The sequence below is a fragment of the Streptacidiphilus sp. MAP5-3 genome, from assembly GCF_041262505.1.
In the GTDB taxonomy this organism is placed as follows: Bacteria; Actinomycetota; Actinomycetes; order Streptomycetales; family Streptomycetaceae; genus Streptacidiphilus.
In genome coordinates this window covers 60,906-79,346 of sequence record NZ_JBGCCL010000007.1, presented here as the reverse complement: position 1 = coordinate 79,346, position 18,441 = coordinate 60,906, and the positions used below count along the sequence as shown (strand labels likewise).

The window sequence follows — 18,441 nt, the reverse complement described above, 5'->3', positions numbered from 1 at the left end:
GCTCGGATCAGCCGCCCGTCCCCGTCAGGCCGACGATACGGCTGTCGAAGCCCGGGCCGACCTCGGCGGTGAGGACCACGTCGGAGTGGTGGGTGTGGGAGTCGACGGCGATGTGGTGGTCGTCGCCGCAGACGCGCGTGACCGTGTCGCTGCCGAAGTAGAGCCCGAGGTGCATCTGGACCGCCTTGAGCACGACGCAGCCGTGGTCGCTGGTGACCTCGCCGCGCACGTGGAACGCGCCGTGGTCCCTGGTGACGAGCAGTCGGGCGTGGCCGCCGACGGCGGAGTCGCCGCTGTAGGCGTTCAGGTTGATCGTCTGGTAGTCCGCCGTGCGGGTGAGGGCGGTGCCCGCCAGCATGAGGACTCCGGCGGCGACCGCGGCGACTGCGTGGAGCTTCATGTTCCCTTCAACCGTGGGATCGGCCGCAGGTCACCGACGGTGGACCGGGATCATCCGGATGGCCGCGCACCCTGACGCTGGACCGCGCGGGCGCCTGCCGCGCAGGCGTGGGCGGCGGCGCGGAGCGGGTCGGTTCCGGCGAGGCGGGCGGCCAGCAACGCTCCCGCGAAGGCGTCGCCCGCGCCCGTCGTGTCAACCGCGGGACGCTCCAACGCGGGCGCCGGGACGCGGCCCAACAGCCCCTCCGGACCGGCCAGCAGCGCGCCCCGCGGGCCCAGCTTCACGGCGATCAGGCTCCCCGTCCGCTCCGCGAGCAGCACTGCGGCGCGCTCGGGATCGGTGGCGCCGCTGAGCAGCCGGGCCTCGTCCAGATTGGGCAGCAGCATGTCCACCCCGCCGCCCACCAGCTCCAGGAACCGTGCCGGTCCGAGCAGGCCCAACTCGCCCGCCGATGCCGGATCGACGCTGATGCCGAGCCCGCGCTCCCATGCGCGCCGCAGCAGCAGTCAGGCCAACTCCCGCCCCGGCTCAGCGAAGAGCAGGTAGCCGGAGAGGTGCACCCATCCCACTCCGTCGAGCAGGGCGTCGTCCCAGTCGGCGACGCCGAGGGCCGCGCTCGCGCCGCGGTCGTTGAGCATGGTCCGCTCGCCCCGGTCGTCGACCAGGCAGACGACCACGGTGGTCGGCCGCTCCGCGTCGACCCGCAGCTCAGCGGTGACGCCGACGCGGTGGAGCTCGTCGCGGTGCCAGTCCGCCGACTCGCGGCCGACCCGGGCCAGCAGCGTGACGTCCGCGCCCCAATCTGCCGCCCAGGCGGCGACGTTGGCTGCCGCGCCGCCGGGGAGCAGCGCGATCGAGGCCGGAGTGTCGGTGGCGGGTGTCAGCCGTCCGGCGTGGACGGCGACGACGTCCGTCGCCAGGTCGCCCACCACCAACAGCCGGCCACCCGCACCCGAGGTCACCGCCCCGCCGAGGTGTGCGATGCCTGCGAGGCGTACGCGACGGCCACCGCAGTGGCCACCCGCACGTTGCCGCGCACGGCGGCGAGGTTGGCCTCCAGCGACGCGCCCTGCGTGTGCTCGGCGAGGTAGGCGAGCAGGAACGGCGTGACCGCCTGCCCGGTGACGCCCTCACGCCGGGCCGCGTCGAGGGCCTCGGCGAGGACGCGGTCGTGGAGGGCGGGATCGAGCTGTTCCTCCGTCGCGACCGGGTTGGCGACGACCAGCGCGGACGAGGCGGTGCCGACCGCGTCCTGCGCCCGCATCACCGCCGCGACCTGGTCCGGCGAGTCGGCGCGCCAGTCGACGGGCAGGCCCGAACTGCGCAGGTAGAAGCCGGGGAACTGGTCGGTGCGGTAGCCGATCACGCCGACGCTCAGCGTCTCCAGGCGCTGCAGCGTCGCGGGGACGTCGAGGATCGACTTCACCCCGGCGCAGACGACGGTGATCGGGGTCCGGGCCAGCAGCCCGAGGTCGGCGGACTCGTCCTGGTCGGTGACCCACTCGCGGTGGACGCCGCCGAGGCCGCCGGTCGCGAAGACGCGGATGCCCGCCCGCGCGGCGAGGTGGGCGGTGCCGGAGACGGTCGTCGCGCCGCTCTCCCCGAACGCCAGCGCGGGCGCGAGGTCACGGACGCCCAGTTTGCGGATGCCGTCCTGGAACGCGATCCGCTCCAACTCGGCCTTGGCCAGGCCGATCCGGGCACGTCCGTCGAGCACGGCCACGGTCGCGGGGACCGCTCCCCCGGCGCGGACCAGTGCCTCCAGCTCCTGCGCGAGCACGAGATTGCGCGGCCGGGGCAGGCCGTGCGCGATGATCGTCGACTCCAGCGCGACGACGGGCGCGCCGCGCTCCAGCGCGTCCCGGACCTCCTCGGAGAACTCCACAGCCTCATGCGTCGCGTCGTTCGTCATGGTGGTGATCCTGACCGGACGTTCGCCCCCCGAAACCCCTGAGCGCCAGGCGCTAACGCGCGTAGAGCTCCGCCAGCAGCGCGACGACGTCGTGGGTTGCCGGATGCGGGTCGCTGCGCCGCCAGATCAGGTGGACCGGGACCGGTGGCGCGTCGCGGACGCGGCGGTAGGCGATGCCGTCGCGCCGGTACTGGGCCACCGTGCCCTCCGGGGTGAGGCCGACGCAGCGGCCGGTGGCGATGGCGGCGAGCCAGTCGTCGATGTCGCGGGTCTGCTCCAGCCGGGGGCGGTCGCCCTCGGGCCACAGGTCGGCGGTGGTGGTACCGGTGCGGCGGTCGACGACGAGGGTGCGGGAGCGGAAGTCGTCCAGCAGCACCGTGCGCCGACCGGCCCACGGGTCGTCGGCGGCCATGGCACAGTAGCGGCGCTCCTGCCCGACCAGCGCGTTGGCGTGGCGGCGGGCGTCGACACCGGTGCGGATGACGGCGAGATCGCAGAGCCCCTCGTCCAGGCCGCCGGTGGCGGTGTTGCTGCGCACCAGCTGGAGTTCGACGTCGGGTCGCGCGCTCGCCCAGCGGCGTTGGAACTCGGCGGTGTGGCGGCCCATCGACGACCAGGCGTGGCCGATCCGCAGCCGGGTGTGGCCGGTCGCGACCTCGGCGACCAGGTCGTCCGCCTCCGCGAGCAGATGCCGGGCGCGGCCGAGGATCCGCGTGCAGGCGGCGGTCGGCGCGACCGATCGGCTGGTGCGGTGCAACAGGCGCGCGCCGAGGATCTGCTCCAGGGACTGGATCGTGCGGGAGACGGCGGCCTGGGAGAGGCCGAGTTCGGCCGCCGCATCGGTGAAGCCGCCCGCGTCGACGACGGCCACCAGGCAGCGCAGGTGCCGCAGTTCGAGGCTGCTGCCGCGTTCTGCCTTGGTTCCGTCGACTCGGCCGGTTCGATCCATGTGTTCAGCGTATCAATTGGCCGATCCATGCATTTTGCGCATGCATCGAGCGGGTGCATGGTCGATGGCATGGCGACGCAGACGAGCGGGGCGGCAGCAGGGATCGGCCGCACGGCCGCGCGGGCAAACGACGGGCCGTCGGGTCAACTGGCCGGAACCGCAACGATGCTGGGCAGCGCGCTGTCCAACCAGGTGGGCGCGGCCGTGGCGGCGACGGCCTTCCCCGCGATCGGGCCGGCGGGGGTGGTCGCGGTCCGGCAGTGGGTGGCAGCCGTCGTGCTGGTCGCCGCCGGGCGGCCACGGCTGCGGTCGTTCACGCGGGCGCAGTGGGGGCCGATCCTGGGCCTGGCCGTGGTGTTCGCGACGATGAACCTGTCCCTCTACACCGCGATCGACCGGATCGGGCTCGGTCTGGCGGTGACGCTGGAGTTCCTCGGACCGCTCGCCGTCGCCCTGGCGGGCTCGCGGCGGGCGATCGACCTCGGCTGCGGGCTGGTCGCCGGTGCGGCAGCGGTGGTGCTGGCGCGTCCGCAGCCTTCGACGGACTACCTCGGCATCGGGCTCGGGCTGCTCGCGGCGGCCTGCTGGGCCGCGTACATCCTGCTCAACCGGACGCTCGGGCAACGGGTCCCGGGCGCGCAGGGGTCCGCCGCCGCGGCGCTGGTCTCGGCGCTGCTCTATGTTCCGGTCGGGGTGGTGGTGCTGGTCCACCACCACGCGTCCGCAGGCGCGCTGGCACGGGCGGGGGTCGCGGGCGTGCTGTCCTCGGCGGTGCCGTTCCTGGCCGACCTGTTCGCACTGCGGCGGGTGCCGACGCGGTTCTTCGGGCTCTTCATGAGCGTCAATCCGGTGTTCGCGGCGCTGGTCGGGCTGGTGGTGCTCGGTCAGTCGCTGGGCTGGGTGGAGTGCGTCGCGATCGCGGCGATCGTGGCGGCGAACATGACCGCCAGCCTGGTCCCGCTGCTGGCAGGCGCAGACCAGGCCGCTTGACCCCGGACCGCTTGACATTCTTAGGTTAGGCTACCCTAAGTTGATCGCATGCTAGAGACCCGCTCGCTCCGCCTCGACTACCGCGGCCCGCGTCGCCGACCCGCCGCCGCACGCCCCGAAGCCCATCAACCTGACGAACCATCAGCGGTGGTCGCGGACCTGGACCTGCGGCTGCCGGAGGGCGCGGTGACCGCGATCATCGGCCCCAACGGCTGCGGCAAGTCGACGCTGCTGCGCGGCTTGGCCCGACTGCTCCGGCCCAGCGCGGGATCGGTCCTGCTGGACGGCGTAGACCTGCACCGGCTGCCCTCCCGCGAACTGGCCCGCCGCCTGGGCCTGCTGCCGCAGCAGCCCACCGCACCGGACGGGATCACCGTCGAGGGCCTGGTCCGGCTCGGCCGCCATCCGCACCAGGGGCTCTTCAGCCCGTGGACCCGCGCCGACCAGGACGCCGTCGAGCAGGCGCTGGCGCAGACCGGGACCGTCGAGCTGCGCGACCGCCCGGTGGACGAGCTCAGCGGCGGCCAACGCCAGCGCGCCTGGATCGCGCTGACCCTGGCCCAGCAGACCGAACTGCTGCTGCTCGACGAACCGACCACCTTCCTCGACCTGCGCCACCAACTGGAGGTGCTCGACCTGGTCGCCCGGCTGCAGCGCGAGTCCGGCCGGACCGTCGTCGCCGTCCTGCACGACCTGGGCCAGGCCGCCCGCTACGCCGACCACCTGGTGGTGCTGGAGCGGGGACGCCTCGCCGCCGCAGGCGCACCGGCAGAGGTCCTCACGGCCGAGCTGGTGGCGCGGGTCTTCGGCGTGGAGTGCCGGATCGTGCCCGACCCGGAGTCCGGCACCCCGCTCGTCGTCCCTGCGGCCCGGCACGGTTCGCACGCGGCAACCGGGAGGACGGACGACTAGGCCCTGTCTGACAATTCCCGTCGGATCAGCCCGGGTCGGCTGGCGCGGTCAGCTGCAAGGCGGAGGATCGCCCTCGTACTGGGCCGTACTTGGGCGATCCGACAACGCAGCATGGGGGCACCCCCTAGCCGAAGGCCGGGGGAGGCCGTGCCAGGCGGGTCGGGCCCGACGGGAATTGTCAGACAGGGCCTAGGCCCCTCAGGCCGCCGTCCGGCGTTGAGCGGCCAGGAGCCAGATCAGGTATCCGCCGCCGAGCAGCCCGGTCACCACCCCTGCGGGGAGTTGGTGGCCGGGCACCAAACGTTGTGCCACCCAGTCCGCCAGTACCAACAGCACCGCTCCCGTCGCCGTCGACGGCAGCAGGTTGGGACCGGGTGAGCGGGTCAGACGGCGGGCCACCTGCGGTGCCGTGAGCGCGACAAAGGCCACCGGCCCGACGGCGGCAGCGGCCGCCGCCGCGAGCAGCAGCGCGGCCACCAGCAGCGTCCGTCGCGTGCGCTCGGCCGGGACGCCGAGCGCGGTCGCGGCGTCGTCGCCGAGTTCCAGCAGCCGCAGTGCACGCCCGTAGCCGAGGCAGACGACGGGCACGAGCAGCCCGAGCACGGCCAGCAGCAGCATCGCACCGCTCCAGTCCGCGCCGTCCAGGCTGCCGGTGAGCCAGAGCATCGCACGTGCCGCGTCCGTCAGCTGACCACGCGTCAGCAGATAGCCGTTGACGCCGGTCAGGACCGCGCCCACCGCGATCCCCACCAGGACGAGGTGCTGCCCACCCCGCCCGGCGAGCAGCAGCACCGATCCACCGGCCGCCAGGGCACCGATCACCGCGCCCAGCGGGACAGCGAGCGCGCCGCCGCCGAACAGGACGATCGCACTCAGCGCACCGGTGGCCGCGCCCTGGGTGAAGCCGAGCACGTCCGGGCTGCCGAGCGGATTGCGTACCAGCGACTGGAACACCGCGCCGGAGAGCGCCAACGCCGCTCCGGCGAGCAGTGCGGTCAGCACGCGGGGCAGGCGCAGCTGCCAGACGATGAAGTGCGTGCTCGGGTCGCTCGTCGCGTTCGCGCCGACGAGGCTGCGCAGCACGTCGAGCGGGCCGATCGGGACGTCCCCACTGCCGAGCACCACCACGGCGACGACGAGGGCGGCCACGCAGAGCAAGGCGGTCACGGTCCGCGCGCGCCGCGTCGTGCGCCTCACGCGCCCTGTGCACCTCATGCGTCACCTCGGCGGACGCGCAGCAGGTTGAGCAGCAGCAGGCCGCCCACCACGGCTGTCACCACTCCGACCTGGAGTTCGCCGGGCCGGGCCACCAGGCGGCCGAGGACGTCGGCGGCCAGCAGCAGGCAGGGGCCGGCCACCGCGCAGTACGGCAGCAGCCGTCGCGGGTCCGGGCCGGTGAACCGCTCGACCAGATGCGGCGTCAGCAGCCCGACGAAGACGATCGGTCCGCAGGCCGCCGTGGCCGCGCCGCAGAGCAGCGTGACGGACGCGACCGCTCCCGCGCGGGTCGCGGTGAGCCGGGAGCCGAGGGCACGGGCCGTGTCCTCGCCCAGGGCGAGCGCGCCGAGCGGACGGGCCAGCAGCAGCGCGAGCAGCAGTCCCAACGCCACGAACGGTGCGAGCGCGGCGACCGTGCCGAGCGACGCGGAGGCGAGCGATCCCACGGTCCAGAACCGCATCCGGTCCAACGCGTCGCTGTCGAGCAGCTCGACGGCGCTGACGTAGGAGTAGAGCGCGGCGTTGACCGCCGTCCCCGACAGCACCAGCCGGGCGGGGGTGGCGGCGCGACCGCCGCCGACGGCGTAGACGAGCACGGCGACCCCCGCCGCCCCGGCGAAGGCGAACCAGACCGCGCCGGCGAAGCCGCCGAGGCCGAGGACGGCGGACGCGGTGACGACGGCCGCTGACGCACCGGCGTTGATGCCGAGCAGTCCCGGGTCGGCGAGCGGATTGCGGGTCAGCGCACGCAGGACTCCCCCGGCCGTCCCGAGCGCCGCTCCCGCCAGCAGCCCGAGCAGGGTGCGCGGCAGGCGCAGGCCGTGGACGACGTCGTAGGCGGGCGCCGCCGGATCGGTGAGGCCCTGCCAGACCGCCTGCGGCGAGAGAGCCCGCGCGCCGAGGGCCAGCGACAGGACCAGCACGGCCGCCAGCAGCACCGCAGCGGTCAGCGCCCGCGTGAGGCCGGGCGCGGGCGATGAGGGCGGGTCAGCCGTGGTGGCTGCCGGGGCCGACGGAGCCGTGGTCATCGGGGTCCTCCTCAGGGTGGCGGCAAGGCCGATCAAAACTTAGGTTAGGCTACCCTAAGTTGACCTTGGCAAAGGGTTCTCCCCGGCCCTCCCTGAACCACCGAACCACCAGGACCGCCATGCCACTTCACCCCACCCGCCGTTCCGTGCTCGCCGCCGGTGGCATCACCGGACTCGGCGCCCTCCTCGCCGCCTGCGGCTCCGGCAGCTCCGTCCCACGCTCCGCCACAAGCTCCGCCACAAGCTCCGGCGAACCGTGGACCTTCACCGACGACCGCGGCACGCGCATCGCGCTTCCCCAGCGCCCGAGCCGGGTCGTCGCCTACACCGGCACCGCCGCCGCGCTCCACGACTTCGGCGTCACCGACCGGATCGTCGGCGTCTTCGGCCCGACCCGCCTCGCTGACGGCAGGCCCGATCCGATGGCCGGGAACCTCGACCTCGCCAAGCTGACGGTCCTCGGCAACGCCTGGGGCGAGTTCGACCTGGAGAAGTACGCCGCGCTGCGCCCGCAGCTGCTGGTCACCGACATGTGGGTGCCGAGCCAGCTCTGGTACGTCCCGGACGCGAGCAAGGACACGATCGCCGCGCTGGCGCCCACCGCCGGGATCACCATCGCCAAGGTCCAACTGCCCGAACCTCTGCGCCGCCACGAGCAGTTGGCCGGGCTGCTGGGAGCGGACCCGACCGGGAGCGCGGTGGTCGCCGCCAAGAGGCGGTTCGAGCAGGCGGTGGAGACGGTCCGTCAGGCCGCCAAGGCCAAGCGCGGGTTGCGGGTGATGGCCGCCTCCGCCGGCGCGGACCTGCTCTACGTCTCGGTTCCGGGCGTCTATCCCGACCTCAGCTACTACCGCAGCCTCGGCGTCGAGCTGGTCACCCCGGCCAAGGTCCAGGGCGGCTTCTTCGAGCCGCTGAGCTGGGAGAACGCCGACACCTACGCGGCCGACCTGATCCTGCTCGACAGCCGCAGCTCCGCCCTCCAGCCCACGGACCTCACCGCCAAGCCGACCTGGCAGCAACTCCCCGCCGTCAAAGCCGGTCAGGTGATCCCCTGGCTCAGCGAGGTGCGGTTCTCCTACGCGGGCTGCGCTCCGCTGATCGAGCAACTCGCCGCCGCGCTCGACCGCGCAAAGCGGGTGGCCTGATGGCCGCCTCCGGCTGGGACTTCTTCCGGCTGCGGGTGGCGCGCGCCGTACCGCTCGGCGCGTCGACGATACGGATCACCTTCACGGGACCGCGGATCGACGACTTCCGCTCGGGCGGCCGGGACCAGCGGTTCAAGCTCTTCCTCCCGCAACCGGGCGAGCTCGACCCGCTCGTGCCCACCGGGGCGGGCAGTGAGTGGTTCGCCGCCTGGCGCACGCTGGACCCGGCGCGGCGCGGCATCATGCGCAGCTACACCGTCGGCGCCCGGCGTCCCGGTGTGCTGGACGTCGACTTCGCCGTCCACGGCGGCACCGGGCCCGCCGGACGCTGGGCCGCCGCGGCACGGCCCGGGGACCGCGCGCTCGCGCTCGGCCCCACCGACCCCGACAACGCGGGCGTCGACTTCCGCCCGCCGCCCGGAACCGACGCGGTCCTGCTGGCCGGGGACCTGACGGCACTCCCGGCCATCGCCGCCATCCTCGAAACACTGGACCCGGGCCTGCCCGTCCGTGCTTTCGTCGAGGTCCCGGACCGTGCGGACCGCCGCGCTCTGCCCAGCGGCAGCACGGACGCCCAGGTGCACTGGGTCACACCCGGCGGGCTTCCCGACGCGCTCGCCCGCTGCCCGCTGCCGGGCAGCACGCCGTACGCGTGGATCGCGGGCGAGGCGGGCGGCGTCCGGGCGCTCCGCCGCCATCTGGTCCACGGGCGCGGCTTCCCCCGAGCCGCGGTCACCTTCACCGGCTACTGGCGGCTCGGAGCGACCGAGGAGCAACTGGTCGCCGAGGCCGTCGCGATACCACCCCAGCCCGCTGGTCGCTGAACCGACCATCAGTCAGTCCCCTGAACAACCTGCCCTGCCCGAAGGAAGCCCATGGCCACCCCGCAGCACCCACGGACCCCACGGACCCAGCTCCTCCACGCCGCCTCCACCGACGCGTACGTCGACCTCGTCCACCACGGCGCCCGACGGGTCGCCGCCCGCGCGGTGCGGGCGCAGAGCGCCGGTCCGTTCACCGGTGTCACCCCCGATGCCCTCGCTGCCGAGTTCGCCGGGATCGACCTGGACGTCCCCCTCCCCGACCCGGACGCCGCGCTCGACGAGCTGGACCGGCTCTACCTCCGGGACGCGGTCTGGTTCCACCACCCGCGCTATCTGGCCCACCTCAACTGCCCGGTCCTGCTGCCCGCGCTGCTCGGCGAGACCGTGCTGGCAGCGGTCAACTCCTCGCTGGACACCTGGGACCAGAGCGCGGGGGGCACGCTGATCGAGCAGCGGCTGATCGACTGGACCGCTGGGCGGATCGGCCTCGGCCCGCACGCGGACGGCGTCTTCACCAGCGGCGGCACGCAGTCCAACCTCCAGGCGCTGCTGATCGCCCGTCAGGAGGCGTGCGGCGGCGACCTGTCCATGCTTCCGCGGCTGCGCATCCTCGCCTCGTCCGATACGCACTTCAGCGTCACCAAGGCCGCGACACTCCTCGGGCTCGGACCGGACGCGGTGGTGGCCGTCCCCTGCGACACCGACCGCCGGATGCAACCGGCCGCGCTGGAACGCGCGTTGGAGCGCTGCCGCCGCGCCGGGGAGGTGCCCGTGGCGGTCGTCGCCACCGCCGGGACCACCGACTTCGGCAGCATCGACCCGCTCCCGGCGATCGCCGACCTCTGTGACCGCCACGACGTGTGGCTGCACGTGGACGCGGCCTACGGCTGCGGGCTGCTGGTCTCACCGACCCGCCGCGCGCTGCTCGACGGCATCGAGCGAGCGGACTCGGTGACCGTCGACTTCCACAAGTCGTTCTTCCAGCCGGTGAGTTGCAGCGCCCTGCTGGTCCGCGACCGGTCCGCGCTGCGGCACGCCACCTACCACGCCGACTACCTCAACCCGAAGCGCATGACCGAACAGCGCATCCCCAATCAGGTCGACAAGAGCCTGCAGACCACCCGGCGCTTCGACGCCCTCAAGCTCTGGCTCAGCCTGCGCACCCTCGGCGCGGACGCCGTCGGCGCGCTCTTCGACGCCGTGGTGGACCTGGCCGCCGACGGTTGGGAGCTGCTGGCGCCCGACGACCGTTTCGAGGTCGTGGTCCGGCCGCAGCTCAGCACGCTCGTCTTCCGCTGGGCTCCGCGTCCCCGCTCGGCACATCGGGAGGACCTGCTCGACGCCGCCAACCTGCACGCCCGCGACGCGCTGGCCGCCAGCGGCGCGGCCATGGTCGCCGGAACGGTCGTGGACGGCCGGCACCACCTCAAGTTCACCCTGCTCAACCCGGAGACCACCACGGCTGACCTCGCCGCCGTCCTGGACCTGATCGCCGCACACGCCGAGGCCTACCTCGACCTCGCCCGAGCCGCCTGAACCGGAGTCACCCTTGAGCCACACCACGCGTACCCACGACTTCGTCGCCGTCGGCCTCGGCCCGTTCAACCTGGGCCTGGCCTGCCTGACCGATCCGGTGCCCGATCTCGACGGCGTCTTCCTGGAGCGCAGGCCGGAGTTCGACTGGCACCCCGGCATGCTGCTCGAGCAGGCAAGCCTGCAGACCCCCTTCCTGGCCGACCTGGTCACCCTGGCCGACCCCGGTTCGCCGTTCTCCTTCCTGAACTACCTCAAGCAGACCGGGCGGCTCTACGCGTTCTACATCCGCGAGAACTTCTTCCCGCTGCGCCGCGAGTACGTGGACTACTGCCGCTGGGCGGCCTCCCGGCTCGACACCATCCGGTTCGGGCGCGACGTCACCGCGATCACCTACGAGCCCGACGGTGAGCGCTACCGCGTCGAGTGCGCCGACGGCGAGGTCCACCACGCCCGTCGGCTGGTGCTCGGCACCGGCACCCCGCCGCACCTGCCTGCGGCGCTGGACGGGCTGGACGGCCCGGCCGTGCACAGCTCCCGCTACCTCGACCACGCCGACGAACTGCGCCGGTGCCGCAGCATCACCGTCGTCGGCAGCGGCCAGAGCGCGGCGGAGATCTACCAGGACCTGCTGGCCGACATCGACCGCCACGACTACCGGTTGACCTGGGCCACCCGCTCGCCGCGCTTCTTCCCGCTGGAGTACACCAAGCTCACGCTGGAGCTGACCTCGCCGGAGTACGTCGACTACTTCCACGCCCTCCCCTACCCGGTCCGGGACACCCTCGCCGCCGCGCAGAAGGGCCTCTACAAGGGCATCAGCTCCGACACCGTCAACGCCCTCCACGAACTCCTCTACGCCAAGAGCCTGGACGGCCCGGTGCCGACCCGGCTGCTGACCAACACCGAGCTGACGGCAGCCCGTTGGAACAAGGAGAAGCAGCAGTACGAGCTGACGCTGCACCAGCGCGAACAGGACGTCGTGCACGGTCTCACCTCCGAGGGCCTGGTGCTGGCGACCGGCTACCGCTACCAGGAGCCGCCGTTCCTGTCCGGCATCGCCGACCGGATCGCCCGCGACAGCCAGGGCCGCCTCGCGGTGCGCCGCGACTGGTCCGTGGACACGGGCGACCGTGGCGAGATCTTCGTCCAGAACGCCGCCCTGCACACACACGGCCTGGCTGACCCCGACCTCGGCATGGGCGCGTACCGCAACTCCAGCATCATCTGCTCGCTGACCGGACGCGAGGTCTACCCGATCGAGCGCCGCATCGCCTTCCAGGAGTTCTCCGCCGCATGAACCGCAACGCCCGCTTCGAGGCCCACCCCGACGACTTCACCTTCCGTCCCGTCGACCCGGACGCCGACGCCGCGCTGCTGCACGGCTGGGTCACCGACCCCAAGGCCGTCTTCTGGCTGATGCAACAGGCCACCGTCGCCGACGTGGCCCGCGAGTACCGCTCGCTGGACGCCCGGATCGGCCTGTTCCGGGGCGAGCCCGCCGTCCTGACGGAGCGTTACGACATCGCGTCGGGCGAACTCGCCGACGTCCACCGAGCCTTGGCCGGCGACGTCGGCATGCATCTCCTCACGGCTCCGACCGACACACCCGTCCCCGGCTTCACCCGCGCCGCCATGACCGCCGTGCTGCGCGAGCTCTTCGCCGACCCGGCGGTGCGTCGCGTCGTGGTCGAGCCGGACCTGCGCAACCGCGCCGTCCACGCGCTCAACGCCGCCGTCGGCTTCCGCCCGGTCCGCCCGGTCACGCTGCCGCGCTCGGGCAAGCGCGCGCTGCTCAGCACCTGCACCCGCGAGCAGTTCCACGCCGCGACCGGCGACCGCGACCCGCTCGCCCACCTCACGCCGGAGCTGTGGGCGGCGGCCAACCGGCATCTGGTCCGCAAGGCGCTGGCCGAGTTCGCGCACGAGCGCCTGATCAGTCCGGTCCCGCTCCCCGAGGGAGGGGGCTGGTACGGCGTCGGCGGCGACGACGACTCGGTGGCCTACCGCTTCCGCGCCGAGCTGCTGGCGCTGGACCACTGGCGGATCGACCCCGAGTCACTGACCCGCGTCCGGACCGCCGACGGAACCAGCCTGCCCCTGGACGCGGCCGAGCTGGTGCGGGAGCTGCGCCGGAGCCTGGGGCTGACCGACACCGTGCTGCCGCTCTACCTGGAGGAGGTCACCAGCACCCTCGCCTCGGCCGCCTACAAGCTCTCACTCCCGCCCGTCCCGGCCGCCGAGCTGGCGGCGGCCGATCTTCAGACCGTCGAGGCGGGCATGACCGAGGGCCATCCGTGCTTCGTCGCCAACAACGGCCGGTTGGGCTTCGACGCGGCCGAGTACCCGCGGTACGCGCCCGAGGTCGGCGCTCCGGTCCGCCTGCTCTGGGTCGCCGTCCACCCCGACCACGCCGTCGTCGCGGCAGGGCACGGTGTCGACCCCGCCGACCTGGTCGACCTGACGCTTCAGGTGCCCGACGGCCTGGACGACCACCTGCTGATCCCCGTCCACCCGTGGCAGTGGCAGAACCGGATCGCCGTCACCTACGCCGACGAGATCGCGGCGGGCCGGATCGTGCTGCTCGGCGAGGGCCGTGAGAGCCATCTTCCGCAGCAGTCGATCCGCACCTTCTTCAACACCACCGTCCCCGGCAAGCCCTACGTCAAGACGGCGCTGTCCGTGCTCAACATGGGCTTCGTACGCGGCCTTTCGGCCGACTACATGGAGCACACGCCCGCAATCAACGACTGGCTGGCCGACCTGGTCGCCACTGATCCGACGCTGACCGCCTGCGACTTCTCGATCCTCCGCGAGCACGCGGCGGTCGGCTACCGCCATCCCCGCTACCCGAAGGGCACACCGCAGCAGAAGATGCTCGCCGCGCTCTGGCGCGAGAGCCCCTTGGCGCTGCTGCGCGAGGGCGAACGCGCCGTCACCATGGCCGCGTTGCTCCACACCGACCGCGACGGGGCGTCCTTCGCCGCCGCGCTGGTCGCCGACTCCGGCCTGACGGCGAAGGAGTGGCTGCGCCGCTATCTGACGGCCTATCTGGTACCGGTGGTGCACTGCCTGTTCGCCTACGGGCTGACGTTCATGCCGCACGGCGAGAACGTCCTCCTGGTCCTGGACGAGCACGGCACGCCGCTCCGCGTCTTCTTCAAGGACATAGCCGAGGAGATCGCCGTCCTCGACAAGGCCGTCCCGCTGCCTCCGGAGGTGGCTCGGATCCGCGCCGAGGTCCCGGAGGAGCACTGGGCGCTGTCGGTGCAGACGGACGTCTTCGACTGCTTCCTGCGGTTCCTCTCCGCCGAGTTGCACGCCTGCGGGGCGCTCGACCAGCACGTCTTCTGGGGCACGGTCGCGCAGGTCATCCGCGGCTACCAGGCAGCCCACCCGCAGCTGGCCGAACGCTTCGCCCGCCACGACCTGTTCGCCGCACGCTTCCCGCTCTCCTGCCTGAACCGGCTGCAACTGCGCGACAACCGGCAGATGGTGGACCTGACCGATCCGTCCGGCGCGCTGCAGTTCGCCGGCACGCTGGCCAATCCGCTGGTCCGAAACCGGTAGGAGCCGGGCGGCCCCATACCACACCTGCCCGTCGTGGCTCCCAGGACCTGACGTCGACGATGGTCCCGAGCGGTGCCGGATCCGACCCGCGCTTGGCCCCGCGCGCCGCCGTCGTCCTCGACCTCGCGGCGCGCATCGAGACCCTGCTCGCCCGCTGACCCGTCGACACCACACCGACACCGACGCCGGCCCGAGCACCACGCACGGATGGCAGGAGGAGCCCCATGGCAACCGAACGCGACCTCACACCGCCTCAGCAGCCGCCGCACGGAGCCGCGCCCGGCCCTCGAAGGCACACCCGCTCGACCCGCGCCGCGCTCGGCGCGCTCGGGGCGGCCGCCCTCGTCCTGGCCCTGGCAACGGGCTGCCAGAGCTCGTCAGAGACGGACCCGTACGCGGGCCCGACGGACACCTACGCCCCGCCGACCGATCCGTACGCGTCGCCCACCGACCCGAACGTCGACCCGACCGACACCTACGCCGACCCCACCGACACCTACGCGCCGCCCACGGACCCGTACTCGCCGCCGGCCGACACCACGCCGCCCTCGCCGAGCCCCTTCGACTCGGGCACCTGCCTCAACGGCACCCTGCCGGACTCGACGACGGCGCAGACGGTCAACGACGTCAACCAGGTCGACTGCTCGGCCTCGGACGCGCACTACAAGGTGATCCAGGTCTTCTACGAGACCACCGACCTGAGCCAGTGCGACAACGTGTCGGACACGCAGTACTCGTTCTCCTCCCAGGAGACCTGGAACGGCGCGACCATCAACTCCTACGTCTACTGCCTCGTGGGCCTCGGCTCCTACGCCCGCTGAGCGCCGCCGCCGGATCCGGCGACCGGCAACCGCAGGCCCAGCAACGGCCCGTGCTGCTGCGCGCCGTAGACGTCGCTGTCGCCCACGCCGCCGGACGGGACCGGTCGGCGCAGGTTGATCTTCACCGCGCGGGCCGGGTCGTAGTAGATCGCCTCGCCGACGTCCTCGACCGGGACCCCGTAGAGCCGGGCCACCAACTCCCGGTTCACCGCCCGTTCCCGCTTGACCAGCTCGTACTGGGCGCGGCTCGCGAAGATGACGTCGAGCGTCAGCTCGAACGGGCCCGCGTTCTTGCTGCGGACCACCTCCGCGAGTTCGGCCAGCGGCGCGGTCGGCCGGTCGCTCATGAGGTCTCCTCCATGTCGTCCCCCGACTCGACGAAGGTGACCGGGAAGAGCGCCGACGGATCGGCCACCGCCATCAGGTGGTAGACGCTCCACTCGTACACCGCGCCCGCGTGGAAGTCCGAGGGCGAGTACGGGAACGCCAGGTTCCCCGCCGTCGAGAGCCGTCCGGGATAGCCGAAGTGCAGCATCGTGGAGCGGGCGAACGAGCAGAGCGTGTCCGCGAGTTGCTGCGTGTCCGCGACGGCCTCGATCACGATCCCGACCTCGTGGCCCGCGGCCGGCGTCGGCTCCCGCGGGCCCATGCAGGCGTCCCTGCCGTAGGCGCGGACGATCAACTCGTAGCGCTCGGCCGGGATGTCGGGAAAGTTGTCGGCGACGCGCGCCCGCACTCCGGCGACGATCGCGTCCAGGGAGTCGATGAAGCGCGGGTCCCGTGCACCCGCCAACGAGACCGTCCGATGACCGCGCAGCCGCGCGCCTTCCAGCTTGACGGCGTACGGACGCGGGACGTGCCGCGACCCGGAGACCTTGACGCCGCGCTCGCCCGCGGGCGTGAAGACGCACGCGCTCAGGTCCAACTCCCCGCCCGGACCCGGCAGATGGTACGGGTCGCTCTTCTCGTAGAGGGTGTGCGCGGCCACGGAGGTCGGCGTGCAGCGGCGCTCCGGGGTCAGCGGCTCGACGACGAAGTGGTCGCGGCGCAGCGTGCCGAACATGCAGTCGCTGCCGCTGCCGGGCAGGGTGGCGATCGCGGCGCATTCGAGGATCTTGCCCAGGTGCAGGGCGAGTCCGGCGTCGAAGCCGTGCAGCAGCGGCAGGGCGGCGAAGACCGCCGGATCGTACGCGCGGCCCGCGAGCACCACGTCCGCCCCGCCCGCCAGGGCGGCGACGAACGGCTCGGTGCCCATCTGCGCCACCACGTGCGTACTGGCGTCGACGTCCTCCGCCGTCAGCTGCGGGCCGAACGGCACGGAGCTGATCCGGCCCTCGCGCAGCGCCTCGCGCACGGTCGCCTTGTCGACGTCGGCCGGGATCAGCGCGACACGCAGCCGCAGCCCGTGCGCGGCGGCGATCTCGTCGACGATCCCGCGCAGCCATTCCAGATGCGGCGCAGCGCCCGCACCGCCCGCCGAACCGACCACGACCGGGACGCCCGAGCGGCGTCCGGCGAGGATCATCCGTTCCAGGTCGCGCCGCACGGCGACGCGGTCGGTGAAGGAGACGCCCGCGCCGAGGTAGTAAGGGCCGGGGTCGGTGGACCCGGCGTCGGCGGCGATGACGTGCGGCCCGCGGGCCAGCCCCGCCTCGAACGAGGCGTCCGGAAAGCCGTAGCCCAGGATCGCCGTCGTCGACAGCACCCGGATCTCCTCCATCAGGCCTCCCTACCCGTCACCGGTTCGTTCTCAGCCGCTCGCGATCAAGTATCGCGGCCGCCCCGACCCGGGGGTGGTTGGGGTGCCCGCCTCGCGGGAAGAAAAGTGATATCTCTATCTACGCGACAGGAGTGCAGACCGCACCCGCGCGGGGAGGCGAGAGGCAAGGTGGCCGACATGGACGCAGCCGACAGGGACGCTACAGGAGGCGGCGCGGCAACGGGCGGGCGGACTCCGGAGAACCCCCGGACCGGCACACCCGTGGGCGTCGTGGAGCGGGAGGCGGCCAGCCTGCCGGGCGGCATCGGGCTGGTCGTCTGCGTGGCGCTGATCGCGGCCGGAATCGCCCTGCTCAACGGCAGCGGCACCCACGCCCCCAGCGTGGTGCTGCTGGTCCTCGGCGTGCTGGCGCTGGCCGGGCTCACGGCGGTGGCACCCGGCCAGGCGCGGGTGGTGACGCTGTTCGGACGCTACCTGGGCACGGTCCGCGCCAACGGGCTGCGCTGGCTCAACCCGTTCACCAAGCGCCAGCGCGTCTCGACCCGGATCCGCAACCACGAGACCGAGACGCTCAAGGTCAACGACGCCGACGGCAACCCGATCGAGATGGCCGCGGTCGTGGTCTGGCAGATCGCCGACACCGCCGAGGCGGTCTTCGGCGTCGACGACGTTGTCGACTTCGTCTCCATCCAGACCGACACCGCCGTCCGGCACATCGCCGGCAGCTTCCCGTACGACGCGCGCGGGGAGGCGCGGCTGTCGCTGCGCGAGAACGCCGAGGAGATCACCTCGCGGCTCTCTGCCGAGATCGCCGACCGGGTACAGCGCGCGGGCGTGGTGGTGCTGGAGTCCCGGATCACCCGCCTCTCCTACGCGCCCGAGATCGCCCAGGCGATGCTGCGCCGCCAGCAGGCGGACGCGATCGTGGCGGCGCGTCAGCGACTGGTCGAGGGAGCGGTCGGCATGGTGCGCAGCGCGCTGGACCAGCTGGCCGAGGAGGACGTCGTCGACCTCGACGAGGAGCGGAAGGCCGTGATGGTCAGCAACCTGCTGGTGGTGCTCTGCAGCGACCACGCGACCCAGCCCGTGGTCAACACCGGCACCCTCTACCAGTAAGCGGACGCCGTGAGCGAACGCAAGAGCATCCTGCTGCGGCTCGATCCCGCCGTCCACGACGCCCTGGCGCGCTGGGCGGGCGACGAGCTGCGCAGCACCACGGCGCAGATCGAACTGCTGCTGCGCAACGCGCTGTCCCAGGCGGGCCGGCTGCCGGGCAACGTCGGCAGCATGCCTCGGCGCGGCCGTCCGCCCAAGCATCAGCCGACCGAGGCGGCGGCGGAGGACACCCCGGCCGAGGGCACCCCGGCCGAGGACACCGTGGCCGGGAGCGGGGAGGAATGAGGCCGGCGGGTCCATTGT

The 18,441-nt window shown here is 73.0% G+C and carries 17 protein-coding genes and 1 pseudogene; 10 read left to right on the top strand and 8 right to left on the bottom strand.

Features of this window, described 5'->3' with window-relative positions; all coding sequences use genetic code 11:
- Nucleotides 1–7 precede the first annotated feature (7 nt).
- The 4 genes and pseudogenes from ABH928_RS13410 to ABH928_RS13395 all read right to left on the bottom strand — a co-directional run bounded on the left by ABH928_RS13410 (nt 8) and on the right by ABH928_RS13395 (nt 3,261).
- Nucleotides 8–400 carry a hypothetical protein gene (locus ABH928_RS13410; protein ID WP_370065697.1) on the bottom strand — a complete coding sequence of 131 codons (393 nt, stop codon included), beginning with the start codon at nt 398–400 and terminating at the stop codon, nt 8–10.
- 50 nt (nt 401–450) lie between these two features.
- A pseudogene (locus ABH928_RS13405) lies at nt 451–1,362 on the bottom strand (carbohydrate kinase family protein).
- Nucleotides 1,359–2,312 (bottom strand): pseudouridine-5'-phosphate glycosidase, encoded by a 954-nt coding sequence (locus ABH928_RS13400; RefSeq protein WP_370065695.1) that lies wholly within the window; start codon nt 2,310–2,312, stop codon nt 1,359–1,361. Before ABH928_RS13400 ends, ABH928_RS13405 begins: the two are co-directional and overlap by 4 nt.
- A 52-nt stretch (nt 2,313–2,364) precedes the next feature.
- A complete protein-coding gene (locus tag ABH928_RS13395) occupies nt 2,365–3,261 on the bottom strand; it encodes a LysR family transcriptional regulator (protein WP_370065693.1) in 897 nt (298 codons plus the stop codon).
- A 69-nt stretch (nt 3,262–3,330) separates the two neighbouring features.
- On the opposite strand from ABH928_RS13395, the gene ABH928_RS13390 reads away from it, so the two are divergent.
- Together ABH928_RS13390 and ABH928_RS13385 are read left to right on the top strand one after the other, a co-directional pair.
- Nucleotides 3,331–4,251 carry a DMT family transporter gene (locus ABH928_RS13390; protein WP_370065691.1) on the top strand — a complete coding sequence of 307 codons (921 nt, stop codon included), beginning with the start codon at nt 3,331–3,333 and terminating at the stop codon, nt 4,249–4,251.
- Nucleotides 4,252–4,299: 48 nt separating this feature from the next.
- Entirely contained in the window at nt 4,300–5,163 is an 864-nt protein-coding gene (locus ABH928_RS13385) for an ABC transporter ATP-binding protein (protein ID WP_370065689.1), read from the top strand.
- Nucleotides 5,164–5,361: 198 nt separating this feature from the next.
- Here ABH928_RS13385 and ABH928_RS13380 read toward each other — a convergent pair whose 3' ends face one another.
- Nucleotides 5,362–6,378: a FecCD family ABC transporter permease gene (locus ABH928_RS13380; protein WP_370065687.1), complete on the bottom strand. Its 1,017-nt coding sequence runs from the start codon at nt 6,376–6,378 to the stop codon at nt 5,362–5,364.
- Nucleotides 6,375–7,409: a FecCD family ABC transporter permease gene (locus tag ABH928_RS13375; RefSeq protein WP_370065685.1), complete on the bottom strand. Its 1,035-nt coding sequence runs from the start codon at nt 7,407–7,409 to the stop codon at nt 6,375–6,377. Before ABH928_RS13375 ends, ABH928_RS13380 begins: the two co-directional genes overlap by 4 nt.
- Nucleotides 7,410–7,528: 119 nt before the next feature.
- On the opposite strand from ABH928_RS13375, the gene ABH928_RS13370 reads away from it, so the two are divergent.
- The 6 genes from ABH928_RS13370 (at nt 7,529) to ABH928_RS13345 (ending at nt 15,302) form a co-directional block, all read left to right on the top strand.
- Entirely contained in the window at nt 7,529–8,554 is a 1,026-nt protein-coding gene (locus ABH928_RS13370) for an ABC transporter substrate-binding protein (protein ID WP_370065683.1), read from the top strand.
- On the top strand, nt 8,554–9,378 hold the full coding sequence (locus tag ABH928_RS13365) for a siderophore-interacting protein (protein WP_370065681.1): 825 nt from the start codon (nt 8,554–8,556) through the stop codon (nt 9,376–9,378). The genes ABH928_RS13370 and ABH928_RS13365 overlap by 1 nt, the downstream gene beginning before the upstream one ends.
- Nucleotides 9,379–9,429: 51 nt before the next feature.
- Nucleotides 9,430–10,914 (top strand): aspartate aminotransferase family protein, encoded by a 1,485-nt coding sequence (locus tag ABH928_RS13360; protein ID WP_370065679.1) that lies wholly within the window; start codon nt 9,430–9,432, stop codon nt 10,912–10,914.
- A 13-nt stretch (nt 10,915–10,927) separates the two neighbouring features.
- Complete coding sequence (locus tag ABH928_RS13355) at nt 10,928–12,211, top strand: lysine N(6)-hydroxylase/L-ornithine N(5)-oxygenase family protein (protein WP_370065677.1); 1,284 nt, start codon at nt 10,928–10,930, stop codon at nt 12,209–12,211.
- Nucleotides 12,208–14,481, top strand: a complete 2,274-nt coding sequence (locus tag ABH928_RS13350; protein WP_370065675.1) for a GNAT family N-acetyltransferase — start codon at nt 12,208–12,210, stop codon at nt 14,479–14,481. Before ABH928_RS13355 ends, ABH928_RS13350 begins: the two co-directional genes overlap by 4 nt.
- 224 nt (nt 14,482–14,705) lie before the next feature.
- On the top strand, nt 14,706–15,302 hold the full coding sequence (locus tag ABH928_RS13345) for a hypothetical protein (protein ID WP_370065673.1): 597 nt from the start codon (nt 14,706–14,708) through the stop codon (nt 15,300–15,302).
- Here ABH928_RS13345 and ABH928_RS13340 read toward each other — a convergent pair.
- Both ABH928_RS13340 and ABH928_RS13335 read right to left on the bottom strand, forming a co-directional pair.
- The gene (locus ABH928_RS13340; protein ID WP_370065671.1) at nt 15,290–15,649 is read right to left on the bottom strand and encodes a DUF4387 domain-containing protein; all 360 of its coding nucleotides are present in this window, start codon (nt 15,647–15,649) and stop codon (nt 15,290–15,292) included. The genes ABH928_RS13345 and ABH928_RS13340 overlap by 13 nt on opposite strands.
- Complete coding sequence (locus tag ABH928_RS13335) at nt 15,646–17,022, bottom strand: acyclic terpene utilization AtuA family protein (protein ID WP_370065669.1); 1,377 nt, start codon at nt 17,020–17,022, stop codon at nt 15,646–15,648. Before ABH928_RS13335 ends, ABH928_RS13340 begins: the two co-directional genes overlap by 4 nt.
- A 177-nt stretch (nt 17,023–17,199) precedes the next feature.
- On the opposite strand from ABH928_RS13335, the gene ABH928_RS13330 reads away from it, so the two are divergent.
- Together ABH928_RS13330 and ABH928_RS13325 are read left to right on the top strand one after the other, a co-directional pair.
- A complete protein-coding gene (locus ABH928_RS13330) occupies nt 17,200–18,138 on the top strand; it encodes an SPFH domain-containing protein (protein WP_370065667.1) in 939 nt (312 codons plus the stop codon).
- 9 nt (nt 18,139–18,147) lie between these two features.
- Entirely contained in the window at nt 18,148–18,423 is a 276-nt protein-coding gene (locus ABH928_RS13325; protein ID WP_370065665.1) for a hypothetical protein, read from the top strand.
- Nucleotides 18,424–18,441 lie beyond the last annotated feature (18 nt).